This is a genomic window from Streptomyces sp. NPDC085866 (genome assembly GCF_044541035.1).
In the GTDB taxonomy this organism is placed as follows: Bacteria; Actinomycetota; Actinomycetes; order Streptomycetales; family Streptomycetaceae; genus Streptomyces.
In genome coordinates this window covers 157,500-172,297 of sequence record NZ_JBITSQ010000010.1, presented here as the reverse complement: position 1 = coordinate 172,297, position 14,798 = coordinate 157,500, and the positions used below count along the sequence as shown (strand labels likewise).

The following is a 14,798-nucleotide window of genomic DNA, read 5'->3' as shown; positions in this document are numbered from 1 at the left end:
TGTCGGCTACAGGCTCACCCCGACGGTCACCGGCTCGTTGACCAGCGTGATCCCGAAGGCCTCGTGGACCCCGGCGACGACCTCGCGGGCCAGGGCCAGGAGGTCCTCGGTGGTGGCGGCGCCCCGGTTGGTGAGGGCGAGCGTGTGCTTGGTGGAGATACGGGCCGGTCCGCTGCCGTAGCCCTTGGTGAAGCCCGCCTTGTCGATCAGCCAGGCGGCCGAGGTCTTGGTACGGCCCTCACCCGACGGGTAGGCGGGCGGCTCGACGCCCTCGCCCAGCCGCTCCCGCACGCGCGCGTGGAACGCGGCGAACTGCTCGTCGGTGAGGATCGGGTTGGTGAAGAAGGACCCGGCGGACCAGGTGTCGTGGTCCTCGGGGTCGAGGACCATGCCCTTGCCGGCGCGCAGTTTCAGCACGGTCTCGCGGGCCGCGGCGAGCGGCACCCGCTCCCCCGGCTCCACACCGAGTGCCCTGGCCGCCTCGGCGTACCTGATGGGCGCGGACAGCCCGTCCACGTCCTCCAGATCGAAGCGGACGCGCAGCACGACATAGCGCTCGGGGTCGGCCTTGAAGCGGCTGTGCCGGTACGAGAAGGCGCACTCCTCGTTCGTCAGCGTGACGGTCCGGCCGGCCCGGCGGTCGTACGCGATCACCTCGGTGATCGTCGAGGAGACCTCCTGGCCGTAGGCGCCCACGTTCTGGATCGGGGTGGCGCCCGCGGAGCCCGGGATCCCGGCGAGGCACTCGATGCCGGCGAGCCCGGCCTCTACGGCGCGGGCGACGGCGTCGGTCCAGATCTCGCCGGCCGCCAGCTCCAGCGTGGTGCCGCGCAGTTCGAAGCCGGTCGTGGCGATGCGCAGGGCGGTGCCGTCGAAGCCCTTGTCGCCGATGACCAGGTTAGATCCGCCGCCGATGAGCAGCAGTGGCGTCCCGGTGTCGTCGGCCTCGCGGACGGCGGCGATCACCTCGGCGTCGGTCGTCGCGGTGACCAGCCGGGTGGCGGGGCCGCCCAGCCGGAAGGTGGTCAGCGGGGCGAGGGGGGCGTCGTGGAGTTCCTGCACGCGCTCAAGACTACGAGACGGCACGGACAGCGCCGCGAGGCGGCACGGACTGTCCGGCCCGGGACCGTTCCTCCGGCCCGGCACGCGCGCGTGTACGGGTACCGAGCCGGGCTGCCGGCGCCGGGCGGCGCGCGGCGCGCGCTCAGGGAGCGGCGGTCTCCAGGACCGGAGCGGGCTCGGTCGCGCCGGTTGCGAGGACCGTGCGGCGCCGGCTGGGGATCAGCAGGGCCGCGACCCCGGCGAGGGCGACCACCGCGGCGCCGACGACCAGCGCGGGCCGCAGTCCGTCGACGAAGGCCTGGGCGCTCTCGTAGCCGCCCTGGGCCGAGAAGATCGACGACATGACCGCGATGCCGAGCGCGCCGCCCACCTCGCGCAGGGCGTTGTTGGCGCCGGAGGCGATGCCCTGTTCCGTGGGCAGGACGCTGGACATGACCAGGTTGGAGGCGGGTGCGAAGAACAGGGCCATGCCGATGCCGCTGATGATCAGGCCGGGCAGCTGGGCGGCGTAGGAGACGTCGGCGGTGACCACGGAGGCCAGGTAGCCGAGCCCTGCGGCCTGCAGGAACAGGCCGGTGGCGACGACCGGGCGGCCGCCGATGCGGTCGGAGAGGATGCCGGCGATCGGCGCGACGAGCATCGGCATGCCGGTCCACGGCAGCATCCTGAGGCCCGCCTCGGTGGGCGAGTAGCCGAGCACGCCCTGCATGTACTGGCTGAGCAGGAAGATCGAGCCGAACATCCCGAGGAACATCAGCAGGCTCGCGGCGTTGATCCCGGAGAAGGCGCGGGAGCGGAACAGCCGCATCGGCAGCATGGGGTGCTTGTTGTGGCTGCCGTGGTGCACGAAGCCGCCGAGCAGCGCGGCGCCCGCGATCAGGCCGGTCAGTACCGGGGAGCCGGTCCAGCCGTCGACCGGGCCGCGCACCAGTCCGTACACGATCCCGAAGAGCCCGCCGCTGACCAGCAGGGTGCCGGGGAGGTCGAGCCGGGCGCCGGCGCCGTAGGACTCGGCGAGGCGCAGGCGGGCGAGCGGCAGCAGGGCCACGCCGAGCGGGACGTTCAGCCAGAAGATCCAGTGCCAGGAGATGTGCTCGGTGAGGCTGCCCCCGATGAGCGGCCCGGAGGCGACGGCGAGTCCGTTGACGGCTCCCCAGATGCCGTACGCCATACCGCGCTTGGCGGCGGGCACGGCCGCGGTCAGCAGGGTCAGCGTGAGCGGCATCATCACGGCCGCGCCGACGCCCTGGACCGCGCGGGCGGCGATGAGGGAGCCGATGCCCGGGGCCATGGCCGCCGCGGCGGAGGCGGCGGTGAAGACGGTGAGTCCGGCGAGGAAGAGCCGGCGGCGCCCGAAGCGGTCGCCGAGCGCGGCTCCGAACATCAGCAGGACGGCGAAGGTGAGCGTGTAGGCGCTCACGGTCCACTCCAGGTCGTCCAGCGCGCCGCCGAGGTCCTTGCGGATGGAGGGCAGGGCGGTGGTGACGACGAGGTTGTCGAGAGCCGCCATGAACCCGGCGACGCTGGTGATGACGAGGGCCCAGACGGCGCCCCCGCGACGTGCGGTCTGCTGTGACATCTCTCCCCCAGAGGGTGATCACTGTCGTTGATTAGTTATTGCTGACTAACTTTGGAGCCCATGCAGAAAGGGCAGGACACCGCGTTCCGTTGCGCTACTTCTCCAGCCGCCCGGTGATCCGGGCCGACGGGTACATCCCCTGCCAGACCTGATGTTCCGGCGGAAACCCCATGGCGGTAAGGGTGTTGATGAGCATGCCGTACGCCAGGAAGGTCGTGGTGTCGTTCACGTCCGCCCCGAGCGGCAGATGCACGGTCTCCCAGAGCTTCATCCAGCCGGCCCGCACGGCCTCGCCGAACGCGTGGTCGCCTTCCGCCTCGGCGGCCGCCACCGTGATGTAGGTCTGCATCTGCATCTGGAGCCTCTCGGGGCGCTCCATGAGCAGGCGCACATAGGCGTTCGCCATGGCCTGCCGGGCTTCGTCGCCCTCCAACCCCTCGGCCGCCTCCTCTAGGGTCCGGCAGGTGTCCTCGATGCACCGGAGGGACGCGGCGGCGAAGATCGCCTTCTTGCCCGGGAAGAGCCGGAAGAGGTACGGCTGCGAGACGCCGACCCGCTTGGCGATCGCCTCGGTGGAGGTGCCGAAGTAGCCCCTCTGCGCGAACTCCGCGATCGCCGCGCGGATGACGCTCTCGCGTCGCTCTGCTGCGCTCATCCTGACCATGCGAGAAAGTTAGTGCTCAATCACTAACTAGTCAATAGGGTCCGCGCCGACCCACACGTAAGGGGCGCCCACCCATGACCGGCGCCCCTTACCCGGATCTGCCGTCAGGCCAGCCGTACGACCGCCCGGGACATGCCCAGTACCTTCTCGCCCTCGCTGGTCGCGGTCAGGTCCACGCGGACCGTGTTGTCGTCCAGCTTGGCCGCGACCTTGCCGCTGACCTCGATCACCGCGCCCTTGTCGTCGTTCGGCACGACGACCGGCTTGGTGAAGCGGACACCGTACTCCACGACCGCGCCCGGGTCGCCGGTCCAGTCGGTGACCACGCGGATCGCCTCGGCCATGGTGAACATGCCGTGCGCGATGACGTCCGGCAGGCCCACCTCCTTGGCGAACTTCTCGTTCCAGTGGATGGGGTTGAAGTCCCCGGAGGCACCCGCGTACCGCACCAGCGTGGCGCGGTTCACAGAGAAGGTCTGCGCAGGCAGTTCGGTGCCGACCTCGACGTCGTCGTACGCGATCTTCGCCGTCATCGCTGTCTCACGCCTCCTCGGCCGCACGGGCCACGAGCTTGGTCCAGGCGGTCACCACGTGCTCGCCCGCCTCGTCGTGCACCTCACCGCGGATGTCCAGCACGTCGTTGCCCGCGAGGGACTTGATCCCCTCGATGGTGGAGGTGACCGTGAGCCGGTCGCCGACGCGCACCGGGCGGGTGTAGGCGAACTTCTGGCTGCCGTGCACCACGCGGCTGTAGTCGAGACCCAGCTGCGGGTCCTCGACGACCGCCCCGGCCGCCCGGTAGGTGATGGCGAACACGAACGTCGGCGGCGCGATCACATCGGGGTGCCCGAACGCCTTGGCGGCCTCCGGGTCCGTGTAAACGGGGTTGGCCTCCCCGACCGCCTCGGCGAACTCGCGGATCTTCTCCCGGCCCACCTCGTAGGGCTCGGTGGGCGGATAGGTCCGTCCCACGAAGGACTGGTCGAGCGCCATGGCCCGGCACCTCCTGGTCTCGGCAGCGTGTGAAACGACGTAAGGCCGCCCCCCTGCTTGCGGGGGCGGCCTTACGTACGAGCCTGATTTATCGCGTCTCGCGGTGCGCGGTGTGCGCGTTGCAACGCGGGCAGTGCTTCTTCATCTCAAGACGGTCCGGGTTGTTACGCCGGTTCTTCTTGGTGATGTAGTTCCGCTCCTTGCACTCCACGCAGGCCAGCGTGATCTTCGGGCGGACGTCGGTGGCAGCCACGTGAGTGCTCCTAAGACGAACGGATGGACTGGTTTAACGCATAAAGAGTAGCCGATCGAAGGACCGACCCCACAATCGGCTACTGTCAGTAGCGGTGACCGGACTTGAACCGGTGACACAGCGATTATGAGCCGCTTGCTCTACCGACTGAGCTACACCGCTTTGATGAGATCAGCCCCCGCCTCGCGGCGGGAACCTCTCACACCAGAGCCCCAAAACGGAATCGAACCGTTGACCTTCTCCTTACCATGGAGACGCTCTGCCGACTGAGCTATTGGGGCGAGCGATGAAGACATTACACGGTCCGCCGCCGTTCACCCAAATCCGTATCCGGCCGCCCGCCACAGGCTCGTTCGCGGGCAGTTCCCGGGCCTCCCGGAGACCTCACAAGTCCCCTTGCGGCGCGGTCGCGCGCGCGTGAAACACGGGTCATGAACGGCCGCGGTGCGCAGCGCGCGCAGGCATGAGCGCTGGTCACACGGGCGGGCGAAGCCCGTACCGCCAGGGGCGGACCACGCCGGTACGACTATTGCGCTCCTCCGCGCCGCACACCGCTCGCCACCCTAGGCTCGACTCACTCTGCGTGATCTTGGGTCCGTCGCGGCCCTGCTCCGAGCCCCCGGCCCGACCCATGGAGTCCGATGCCCGACAGTCAGCCGCAGCCGCCCTCGTCGTCGAACCCGTCCGGGTCCTCCGGGCAGCCCGACCCGGCCGCCCTGCTGCTGTGCGGGGCTCGGCTCACCGACGGCCGGACCGTGGACGTACGGCTGGGCGGCGGGCGCATCGAGGCGGTCGGCACGGCCGGCAGCCTGACCCTGGGGCCGGCCCGGAAGGGCGCCGCGCGCGTGGACCTCGGCGGCTACCTGCTCCTCGCGGCCCCGGCCGAACCGCACGCCCACAGCGACACCGCCCTCTCCGCCGAGCAGCCGGGACCGGTCTCGTACGCCCCCGAGGACGTCCAGCGCCGGGCCACGGAGGCGGCCCTGCTCCAACTCGGGCACGGGGCGACGGCGTTGCGCGCACACGTGCGCGTGGGCGATGTCCAGGGCCTGGGCTCGCTCGGCGCCGTACTGCAGGCACGGCGCTCCCTGAGGGGGCTCGCGGAACTGACCACGGTGGCGATGCCGCGCCTGCTGACCGGGGTGGCCGGGGCCGAAGGGCTCGCGATGCTGCGGGACGCGCTCAAGATGGGCGCCTCCGTGGTGGGCGGCTGCCCGGACCTGGACCCGGACCCCACGGGCTACGTGGAGGCCGTGCTGGAGGTGGCCTCGGAGCACGGCTGCCCGGTGGACCTGCACACGGACGCGGCGGACCCGGCCCGGCTGTCCCGGCTCGCGGCCATGGCGGGTGGCCTGCGCCCCGGCGTGACGATCGGCCCCTGCGCCGGTCTTGCGCGCCTGAACACCGCGGCCGCCTCCCGGCTCGCGGACCAGCTCGCGGCGGCCGGCGTGACGGTGGTGTGCCTGCCCCAGGGCGGTTGCGGGGGCGTGGACCGGCGGGGCGCGGCCCCGGTACGGCTGCTGCGCGCGGCCGGGGTGCGGGTGGCGGCCGGCAGCGGCGCCCTGCGGGACGTCTCCAACCCCGTCGGCCGCGGTGACCCCCTGGAGGCCGCCTATCTCCTCGCCTCCGCCCACGGCCTGCGCCCCGAGGACGCCTACGACGCGGTGAGCGCCTCGGCGCGCGCGGTCCTGGGCCTGCCCGAGGTCCGCGTGGAGGCCGGCTTTCCCGCCGAACTCCTCGCCGTGCGCGGCGACCACCTGTCCGGCGCCCTCTCCCTCGCCTACAGCCGGATCGTGGTGCACCGGGGGCGGGTGGTGGCGCGCACGAGCGCGGTGCGCGAGTACTGCAACTCGGCGGCAGCGGCGGAACTGGGGCTGCCGCGGCAGGGGCGGAAGGAGTTGTCGTGAGGTGGCGCCGACCGCGTCGGAACACTCGTCGGCGTCCGGGTCGCCCGTACGACTCGGGGGCGCATGTTCACATTGAGGGGCGCGCATTCCGTACTGCCCGCCCGGATCGTGCGCCCAGGCGCTCTCAAGTCGCCGCACGCCCCTGACCATGCCCAGGCGCGCCCCTCAGCCACGGCGCGCCCCGGCGTGAACCCGTGCGGCGGACGCGCTTCTTCGGGCGTACGGTCGGAATCATGCGCATTGTCATCGCTGGTGGTCATGGTCAGATCGCGCTGCGGCTGGAGCGAGTGCTCTCCGCGCGCGGGGACGAGGTCGCGGGGATCATCCGCAACGCGGAGCAGGGCGACGATCTGCGGGCGGCCGGCGCCGAACCGGTCCTGCTCGACCTGGAGTCCGCCTCGGTCGAGGAGGTCGCGGCACATCTGCAGGGCGCGGACGCGGCGGTGTTCGCGGCGGGCGCGGGCCCGGGCAGCGGTACGGCCCGCAAGGACACGGTGGACAAGGGTGCCGCGGTGCTGTTCGCGGACGCGGCCGTGCGCGCGGGCGTACGCCGTTTCGTGGTGGTCTCCTCGATGGGCGCGGACCCCGCACACGAGGGCGACGACGTGTTCGACGTGTACCTGCGCGCCAAGGGCGTGGCCGACGCGTACGTCACCCGTCAGGAGGCCCTCGACTGGACGATCCTGCGCCCGGGGGCGCTGACGAACGACGCGGGCACCGGCCAGGTCCGCCTGGAGGCCCATACCGGGCGCGGCGCGATCCCCCGGGACGACGTGGCGGCCGTGCTGGCGGAGCTGGTGGACACCTCGGCGACGGCCGGCCTGACGCTGGAGCTGATCGCCGGGTCGACGCCGGTGTCGGTCGCGGTGAAGTCGGTCGCGGGGAACTGAGGCCGGCCGTCGGGCGTTGACCCGTCAGACTGCCAGACCGTCAGAAGAGAGACATCTGCCCGGGAAAGTCCGGCACGGCGTACCCGTCCAACGCCGGCTGGATCGCCCCGAGTTGGGCCTGCCGTCGGGATCCGGAACACGAGACGAGTTCCCCGCCCTCCCGCGCCCCGGGCGGGTCGTGCCGCGCGAAGCGCCCCGCGACGACGGCGATCTCGCGACGGCACACGGGACAGGTTCTGCGACGGGAGGCCATGCCGCCAGTGTGCCCGCTGCACAACGAAGAGACCCCCTCCACTCCGCGTTTCCGCAGAGTGGAGGGGGTCATCCCCAGTGTGGCGGCGCCAGGATTCGAACCTGGGAAGGCTGAGCCGGCAGATTTACAGTCTGCTCCCTTTGGCCGCTCGGGCACACCGCCGGGGTTGCTGCCGTTCGAACCGCTTTTCGGCGGTGCTCCCTGGCAACGACGTAAACAATACCCGATGCCGAGGGGTGCTTCGCCACCCGATTCATCTGCGCCTCTCGGGTCGCAGGGTGGCTAGGCTGGTGCGGATGCAGCCCGGTGCAACGCCGGGCCAGGCGGCCGCCGCCACGCACCCGATTCGCACCCCGATACAAGGAGCCACAGGACATGGCCGACTCCAGTTTCGACATCGTCTCGAAGGTCGAGCGGCAGGAGGTCGACAACGCCCTCAACCAGGCCGCCAAGGAGATCTCGCAGCGCTACGACTTCAAGGGCGTGGGTGCCTCGATCTCGTGGTCCGGTGACAAGATCCTCATGGAGGCGAACTCCGAGGACCGGGTCAACGCTGTCCTCGACGTCTTCCAGTCCAAGCTGATCAAGCGTGGCATCTCGCTCAAGGCGCTGGACGCGGGCGAGCCCCAGCTCTCCGGCAAGGAGTACAAGATCTTCGCGTCCATCGAGGAGGGCATCTCCCAGGAGAACGCGAAGAAGGTGGCGAAGATCATCCGCGACGAGGGTCCGAAGGGTGTGAAGGCCCAGGTCCAGGGCGACGAGCTCCGGGTCACCTCCAAGAGCCGCGACGACCTGCAGGCCGTGATCTCGCTGCTCAAGGGCAAGGACTTCGACTTCGCGCTGCAGTTCGTGAACTACCGGTAGGACACCGGGGGTAGACGAAAGGAAGGCTGGGCACCGTGCGGTGCCCACCCTTCCTTCGCATGTCGTGTGCGTCCGTCAGTCGCGCGAGTTGCCGAACAGGATGCGGTAGAGGATCAGCAGCACGAGCGAGCCGCCGATCGCTGCGGCCCAGGTCGCGCCGTCGTAGAAGTGCTTGCTGATCGGATGGTCCAGCCAGCGCGCCGATATCCAGCCGCCGATGAACGCGCCCGCGACGCCGATGAGGGTCGTGCCGATGAAGCCGCCCGGGTCCCGGCCCGGCAGCAGGACCTTGGCGATGGCTCCGGCCAGAAGCCCCAGGATGATCCAACCGATGATGCTCATGCCGTGAACCTGCCCTCCCGCGCTGTGTCCGCACTGTCCGGCCCTTGAGAATCCGGTGAGGATCGGCTGTCCGTCGCGCGCGTGTTCGTGCCGTGTCGATGAAGAGGACGTCACCGGTCCACCACACGGTTGCGGCGATCAGTAGGGTGCGGCACATGACACCCTCCGGCACCGGCCTGCGCCGCACCCTTGGCGTGCGGGACGCCGTGGTCGTCGGCCTCGGCTCGATGGTCGGGGCCGGCGTCTTCTCCGCCCTGGGCCCGGCCGCGCGCGCCGCCGGGCCGGGGCTGCTGATCGGGCTGGCCGTCGCGGCCGTGGTGGCCTACTGCAACGCCATGTCCTCGGCCCGCCTGGCCGCCCTCTATCCGGCCTCCGGCGGCACGTACGTGTACGGCAGGGAGCGGCTGGGCGCGTTCTGGGGCTATCTCGCCGGCTGGGCGTTCGTGGTCGGCAAGACGGCCTCCTGCGCGGCCATGGCGCTCACCGTGGGGGCGTACGTATGGCCGGGACAGGCGCACGCGGTGGCGGTGGCGGCCGTAGTGGCTCTGACCGCGGTGAACTACGGGGGCATCCAGAAGTCCGCGTGGCTGACGCGGGTGATCGTGGCCGTGGTGCTGGCCGTCCTCGCGTGTGTGGTGGTCGGGTGCCTGACCTCCGCAGAGGCCGATACCGGGCACCTCGGTATCGGAGTGTCCTCGGGTGTGGGCGGGGTGCTGCAGGCGGCCGGTCTGCTGTTCTTCGCGTTCGCCGGGTACGCGCGCATCGCGACCCTGGGCGAGGAGGTGCGGGATCCCGCACGCACCATCCCGCGCGCCATCCCGCTGGCGCTCGGGATCGCGCTGGTCGTGTACGTGGCCGTGGCGGTGGCCGTGCTCGCCGTCCTCGGCGCGGACCGGCTGGGGCACGCGGCGGCGCCGCTGGCCGAAGCGGTGCGGGCGGCCGGGGCGCCGGGTCTCGCGCCCGTGGTGCGGGTGGGGGCCGCGGTGGCCGCGCTGGGGTCGCTGCTCGCACTGATCCTCGGGGTGTCCCGGACGACGCTCGCCATGGCTCGCGACCGTCATCTGCCCCGGGCGCTGGCCGCCGTGCATCCGCGGTTCCAGGTCCCGCACCGGGCGGAGCTGGCCGTGGGCGCGGTGGTCGCCGTGCTGGCCGCGACGGTGGACGTGCGCGGCGCGATCGGCTTCTCCTCGTTCGGCGTGCTGGTCTACTACGCCGTGGCCAACGCATCCGCCTGGACGCTGAGTCCGGCCCTGTCGGCACGCCTCGTGCCGGCCGTGGGGCTGCTGGGCTGCGCGACGCTGGCGTTCGCCCTCCCGGCGGCCTCGGTCGCCGTCGGGGCGGGCGTGCTGGCCTTGGGCGTGGTGGCCTACGGCGTACGGCGGTGGTGGGCGGGACGCCGCCCCGGCACGGCCGACGCGCCCGACGAGGCTTCCGGGCCGTAGGTCAGCGGGTCGCGAACGGCTGGTCCGTGCGGACGATCTCGCGGCCCAGCGGCAGCAGGGAGACCGGGATCATCTTGAAGTTGGCGATGCCGAACGGGATGCCGATGATCGTCAGGCACAGGGCGATGCCGGTGGTGATGTGGGCGAGAGCCAGCCACCAGCCGGCCAGGATCAGCCACAGCACGTTGCCGATGCACGAGGGCGCGCCCGCGTCCCGACGCTCGACCGTGGTGTACCCGAAGGGCCACAGGGCGTAGACGCCGATGCGGAACGCGGCGACTCCGAACGGGATGCCGATGATCGTGATGCACAGCAGCACGCCGGCGAGCAGGTAGGCGAGGAACAGCCAGAAGCCGCTCAGAACGAGCCAAATGACGTTCAGGATGGTCTTCACCGGTAACGACCTGCCATCTTCTCGAGCCGGGCGATGCGTTCCGCCATCGGCGGGTGCGTGGAGAACATCTTGGACAGTCCCTGGCCCGCGCGGAAGGGGTTCGCGATCATCATGTGGCTCGCGGTCTCGATGCGGGGCTCAGGGGGCAGCGGGAGCTGCTGGGTGCCGACCTCCAGCTTGCGCAGGGCGCTGGCGAGGGCCAGCGGGTCACCGGTGATCTGGGCGCCCGAGGCGTCCGCCTCGTACTCCCTGGAGCGGCTGATGGCCAGCTGGATGAGGGAGGCGGCGATGGGGCCCAGGATCATGATCAGCAGCAGGCCGAGCAGGCCGGGGCCGTCGTCGTCGTCCGAGCGGCCGACCGGGATCAGCCAGGCGAAGTTGACCAGGAACATGATCACCGAGGCGAGAGCGCCGGCCACGGAGGAGATCAGGATGTCGCGGTTGTAGACGTGGCTCAGCTCGTGGCCGATCACGCCGCGCAGCTCGCGTTCGTCGAGCAGGCGCAGGATGCCCTCGGTGCAGCACACGGCCGCGTTGCGCGGGTTGCGGCCGGTCGCGAAGGCGTTGGGTGCCTCCGTCGGGGAGATGTACAGGCGGGGCATGGGCTGGCGGGCCTGCGTGGACAGCTCGCGGACCATCCGGTACAGCGCGGGGGCCTCGAACTCGCTCACCGGGCGGGCACGCATCGCGCGGAGCGCCAGCTTGTCGCTGTTCCAGTACGCGTAGGCGTTCGTGCCCAGCGCGACCAGGACCGCCACGATCAGTCCCGTACGGCCGAAGAAGCTGCCGATGACGATGATGAGTGCGGACAGTCCCCCGAGGAGTACGGCGGTCCTGAGCCCGTTGTGCCGGCGGTGCACGGTACGCCCTCCAAGTCGTGCAGCAGGGGAACCCTTTGGTCCAGTGGACCCTCCCGCTCTGGTCAACGCCAGGCGGCGGCGGCAAGTTCCCTTGAGCGGGCGTCGGCGCACGTCGGCCGTACGGGTGACGTGCTCTTACGTCCTTCCGTGCGCCTCTTGCGCCTCGCCGCGCGCGGGGGACCACGGGTGCCCCACGCGCGCGCGGCGTGCCCTCAGAACAGTCCGGTGGACGCGAAACGCAGGACCAGCTGGGGTGCGCCGGAGAGGACCACGCCGAGCACTCCGGTGAGGGCGAGCGCGGCGGTGAGGGGGGCCGGGACCCGGTGCCGCGCGGGGGCGCCCTCGGGGGCGCGGAACAGCAGAGCCGTCCACTGGAGGTAGTAGAAGAGGGCGATCACCACGTTGACGGCCATGACCACGGCGAGCCAGCCGAGGCCCGCGTCGACGGCCGACGCGAACACGGTGACCTTCGCGAACAGGCCGATGACGCCCGGTGGCAGCCCGGCGAGGCAGAGCAGGAAGAACGCCAGGAGGAGGGCAGCGGCCGGGTTGGACGCGTACAGGCCCCGGTAGTCGCTGATCCGGTTCAGGGACTTCGTGCGGCCCACCAGGGCGGCGACCGCGAAGGCGCCGAGGTTCACGGCGCCGTACATGAGGGCGTACGCCACCGTGGAGCCGATCGCCTTCTGGCCGTCCTTGACGTACGCGGCGGCGGCGATCGGCACCAGGAGGTAGCCGGCCTGGCCGACCGAGGACCAGGCGAGCAGCCGTACGGCGCTGTACGCGCGCGTGGCCTGCTGGCGCAGGGCGCCGACGTTGCCGACGGTCATGGTGAGGGCGGCCAGCGCGGCGAGCGCGGGCCCCCAGACGTCGGCGTAGGACGGGAGGGCGACGACGGTGACGAGGATCAGGCCGGAGAAGCCGACGGCCTTGCCGACGACCGACAGATAGGCGGCGACGGGCAGCGGCGCACCCACGTAGGTGTCGGGCACCCAGAAGTGGAACGGGACGGCGGCCGTCTTGAAGGCGAAGCCGACGAGGGTGAGGACGACGCCCGTCTGGGCGAGGGTGTCGAGCCGGCCGTCGACGTGCTGGATCCGCTGGGCGAGCTGGGTGAGGTAGAGGGTGCCGGTGGAGGCGTAGACGAAGCTGATGCCCATCAGGCTGACCGCGGTGGCGGTGACCGAGGACAGGAAGAACTTCAGGGCCGCCTCGGAGGACCTCTTGTCGCCGTGCCGGATGCCGACGAGGGCGAAGGCCGGCAGGGAGGCGACCTCCAGGGCGACGACGAGCGTGGCCAGGTCGCGGGAGGCGGGCAGCAGGGCGGCGCCGGCCGCGGAGGACAGCAGCAGGAACCAGAACTCCCCGGCCGGGACGCGCTGGTGATCGTCCCTGAGGTTCGTCACCGACATCAGCGCGGCCAGCAGGGCGCCGCCGAGGGCGAGGAACTGGATGACGAGGGTGAAGTGGTCTGCGGTGTAGCTGCACACGCTCGCGTCGCCGGGCAGGCAGAAGGTGCTGCGGTCGCCGTCCAGCAGCGGCAGCAGCATCAGCGTGGCGGCGGCGAGGCCCGCGACGGAGAGCCAGCCGAGGAGGGGCTTGCGCGCCTCGGGGACGAACAGGTCGGCGACGAGGACGGCGAGCCCGACCACCGCGGCGATGGTGGGCGGCGCGATCGCGAGCCAGTCGACGGACTGGACCGCGGACTGGGCCAGGGCGCTCATCGGGTGCCTCCTGCCAGGAGCTGCTGCACGGCCGGGTCGGTCAGGCCGAGCAGGACCCTCGGCCACAGTCCGGCGATGACGGTGAGGGCGACGAGCGGGGTCCAGGCCGCGAACTCGTAGCCGTGGACGTCCGCGAGCTTCGGCATGTCCTGCGGGGTGGCGCCCATGCAGACCCGGCGGACCACGATCAGCATGTACGCGGCCGTCAGCAGGGTGCCGAACGCGCCGATCGCCATGAAGGTGAGGAACGCGGGCCGGCTGAGGGCGGCGGCCGGGTTGAACGCGCCGAACAGGGCCAGCATCTCGCCCCAGAACCCGGCGAGTCCGGGCAGGCCGAGCGACGCGACGGCGGCGAAGGCGAGCAGTCCGCCGAGGCGCGGGGCCTTGCCGTAGAGCGCGGCGCCGGTCTCCTCGGCCAGGGTGTCGAGGTCGGTGCTGCCGGTGCGGTCCTTGAGCGCGCCGACCAGGAAGAACAGCAGGCCGGTGATGAGGCCGTGGGCGATGTTGGCGAAGAGGGCGCCGTTCACGCCGGTCGGGGTCATCGTGGCGATGCCCAGCAGGACGAAGCCCATGTGACCGACGGAGGAGTAGGCGATCAGCCGCTTCAGGTCGCCCTTCGCGCCCTGCTTGGCGAGGGCCAGGCAGGCCAGGGACCCGTAGATGATCCCGACGACCGCGAACGCGGCGAGATAGGGCGCGAAGGTGCGGAAGCCGTCCGGCGCGATCGGCAGCAGGATCCGGACGAATCCGTACGTACCCATCTTCAGCAGGACGCCGGCCAGCAGGACCGAGCCGACGGTCGGGGCGGCGGTGTGGGCGTCGGGCAGCCAGCTGTGCAGCGGCCACATCGGCGTCTTGACCGCGAGCCCGATCCCGATCGCCAGAACAGCGATGACCTGCACGGACGTGGTCAGCGAGCGGCCGTTGTCAGTGGCGAGTGCCACCATGTCGAACGTGCCCGCCTTGATTCCGATCAGGAGCAGGCCGAGCAGCATGACGACGGAGCCGAGCAGCGTGAACAGGATGAACTTCCACGCGGCCCGGGTCCGGCTCTCGCCGCCCCAGCGGGCGATGAGGAAGTACATCGGGATGAGCACCGTCTCGAACGCGAGGAAGAACAGCAGCAGGTCGAGGACGGCGAAGGTCGCGAGGGTGCCGGACTCGAGCAGGAGCACCAGCGCGACGAACGCCTTCGGGGACGGGCCCGCCGGCGGCTTGAAGTACGAGTAGAGCGCGCAGAGGAAGGTCAGCAGCGCGGTCAGGACCAGAAGGGGGAGGGAGATGCCGTCGATGCCGAGGTGGATCCGCACGTCGAGTGCGGGGATCCAGCTGATGTCGGTCGTGGCCTGCATCTTCGACGGCTGGTCGTGGTCGAAGCCGAGCGCGAGGACGATCGCGGCGACGAGGATCGCGCCGGTCACGGTCACGCCGTGCCGCAGCACGGCCTGCTCGGGCGACTTCCCCTTCAGTCCGGGCGGGGCCGGCAGCAGAGCGGCGACCGCGCCGAGGAGCGGGCCGACGACGACGAATGCCAGAAGGAACTGCATCACGGACTCGTTGATATCGATCAC

At 71.3% G+C, this 14,798-nt stretch carries 16 protein-coding genes and 3 tRNA genes; 4 read left to right on the top strand and 15 right to left on the bottom strand.

Annotated elements, in window-relative coordinates; genetic code table 11:
• Positions 1-6 precede the first annotated feature (6 nt).
• The 8 genes from ACIF83_RS26045 to ACIF83_RS26010 form a co-directional block, all read right to left on the bottom strand.
• Positions 7-1,062 (bottom strand): UDP-N-acetylmuramate dehydrogenase, encoded by a 1,056-nt coding sequence (locus ACIF83_RS26045; RefSeq protein WP_393467540.1) that lies wholly within the window; start codon positions 1,060-1,062, stop codon positions 7-9.
• Between the two features lie 142 nt (positions 1,063-1,204).
• On the bottom strand, positions 1,205-2,641 hold the full coding sequence (locus tag ACIF83_RS26040; RefSeq protein ID WP_398136944.1) for a DHA2 family efflux MFS transporter permease subunit: 1,437 nt from the start codon (positions 2,639-2,641) through the stop codon (positions 1,205-1,207).
• Positions 2,642-2,735: 94 nt separating this feature from the next.
• Complete coding sequence (locus ACIF83_RS26035) at positions 2,736-3,305, bottom strand: TetR/AcrR family transcriptional regulator (protein ID WP_398136943.1); 570 nt, start codon at positions 3,303-3,305, stop codon at positions 2,736-2,738.
• Between the two features lie 104 nt (positions 3,306-3,409).
• Entirely contained in the window at positions 3,410-3,838 is a 429-nt protein-coding gene (locus tag ACIF83_RS26030; protein ID WP_393467532.1) for a MaoC family dehydratase, read from the bottom strand.
• A 7-nt stretch (positions 3,839-3,845) separates the two neighbouring features.
• A complete protein-coding gene (locus ACIF83_RS26025; RefSeq protein WP_393467530.1) occupies positions 3,846-4,298 on the bottom strand; it encodes a MaoC family dehydratase N-terminal domain-containing protein in 453 nt (150 codons plus the stop codon).
• Between the two features lie 88 nt (positions 4,299-4,386).
• The gene (gene rpmG / locus ACIF83_RS26020) at positions 4,387-4,551 is read right to left on the bottom strand and encodes a 50S ribosomal protein L33 (RefSeq protein WP_003948671.1); all 165 of its coding nucleotides are present in this window, start codon (positions 4,549-4,551) and stop codon (positions 4,387-4,389) included.
• Positions 4,552-4,640: 89 nt separating this feature from the next.
• Positions 4,641-4,713, bottom strand: a tRNA-Met gene (locus tag ACIF83_RS26015).
• Positions 4,714-4,759: 46 nt separating this feature from the next.
• Positions 4,760-4,832, bottom strand: a tRNA-Thr gene (locus tag ACIF83_RS26010).
• Between the two features lie 360 nt (positions 4,833-5,192).
• On the opposite strand from ACIF83_RS26010, the gene ACIF83_RS26005 reads away from it, so the two are divergent.
• Positions 5,193-6,458, top strand: a complete 1,266-nt coding sequence (locus ACIF83_RS26005) for a hydrolase (RefSeq protein WP_399730410.1) — start codon at positions 5,193-5,195, stop codon at positions 6,456-6,458.
• Positions 6,459-6,691: 233 nt separating this feature from the next.
• Entirely contained in the window at positions 6,692-7,348 is a 657-nt protein-coding gene (locus tag ACIF83_RS26000) for an SDR family oxidoreductase (protein WP_393467526.1), read from the top strand.
• Positions 7,349-7,388: 40 nt separating this feature from the next.
• Here ACIF83_RS26000 and ACIF83_RS25995 read toward each other — a convergent pair whose 3' ends face one another.
• Both ACIF83_RS25995 and ACIF83_RS25990 read right to left on the bottom strand, forming a co-directional pair.
• Positions 7,389-7,601, bottom strand: a complete 213-nt coding sequence (locus tag ACIF83_RS25995) for a hypothetical protein (protein WP_398136941.1) — start codon at positions 7,599-7,601, stop codon at positions 7,389-7,391.
• An 80-nt stretch (positions 7,602-7,681) separates the two neighbouring features.
• A tRNA-Tyr gene (locus ACIF83_RS25990) sits at positions 7,682-7,763 on the bottom strand.
• A 213-nt stretch (positions 7,764-7,976) separates the two neighbouring features.
• On the opposite strand from ACIF83_RS25990, the gene ACIF83_RS25985 reads away from it, so the two are divergent.
• Positions 7,977-8,465 carry a YajQ family cyclic di-GMP-binding protein gene (locus ACIF83_RS25985; RefSeq protein WP_145886731.1) on the top strand — a complete coding sequence of 163 codons (489 nt, stop codon included), beginning with the start codon at positions 7,977-7,979 and terminating at the stop codon, positions 8,463-8,465.
• Positions 8,466-8,540: 75 nt separating this feature from the next.
• Here ACIF83_RS25985 and ACIF83_RS25980 read toward each other — a convergent pair whose 3' ends face one another.
• The gene (locus tag ACIF83_RS25980) at positions 8,541-8,807 is read right to left on the bottom strand and encodes a GlsB/YeaQ/YmgE family stress response membrane protein (protein ID WP_386577158.1); all 267 of its coding nucleotides are present in this window, start codon (positions 8,805-8,807) and stop codon (positions 8,541-8,543) included.
• Positions 8,808-8,962: 155 nt separating this feature from the next.
• On the opposite strand from ACIF83_RS25980, the gene ACIF83_RS25975 reads away from it, so the two are divergent.
• Positions 8,963-10,249 carry an APC family permease gene (locus tag ACIF83_RS25975; RefSeq protein ID WP_399730405.1) on the top strand — a complete coding sequence of 429 codons (1,287 nt, stop codon included), beginning with the start codon at positions 8,963-8,965 and terminating at the stop codon, positions 10,247-10,249.
• Between the two features lies 1 nt (position 10,250).
• Here the strand turns inward: ACIF83_RS25975 and ACIF83_RS25970 are convergent, their stop codons facing one another.
• The 4 genes from ACIF83_RS25970 to ACIF83_RS25955 form a co-directional block, all read right to left on the bottom strand.
• Positions 10,251-10,643: a YccF domain-containing protein gene (locus ACIF83_RS25970; protein WP_393467520.1), complete on the bottom strand. Its 393-nt coding sequence runs from the start codon at positions 10,641-10,643 to the stop codon at positions 10,251-10,253.
• Complete coding sequence (gene htpX, locus ACIF83_RS25965) at positions 10,640-11,503, bottom strand: zinc metalloprotease HtpX (protein ID WP_386577155.1); 864 nt, start codon at positions 11,501-11,503, stop codon at positions 10,640-10,642. Before htpX ends, ACIF83_RS25970 begins: the two co-directional genes overlap by 4 nt.
• 212 nt (positions 11,504-11,715) lie before the next feature.
• A complete protein-coding gene (locus ACIF83_RS25960; RefSeq protein ID WP_399730402.1) occupies positions 11,716-13,227 on the bottom strand; it encodes an NADH-quinone oxidoreductase subunit N in 1,512 nt (503 codons plus the stop codon).
• Entirely contained in the window at positions 13,224-14,798 is a 1,575-nt protein-coding gene (locus ACIF83_RS25955; protein WP_399730399.1) for an NADH-quinone oxidoreductase subunit M, read from the bottom strand. The genes ACIF83_RS25960 and ACIF83_RS25955 overlap by 4 nt, the downstream gene beginning before the upstream one ends.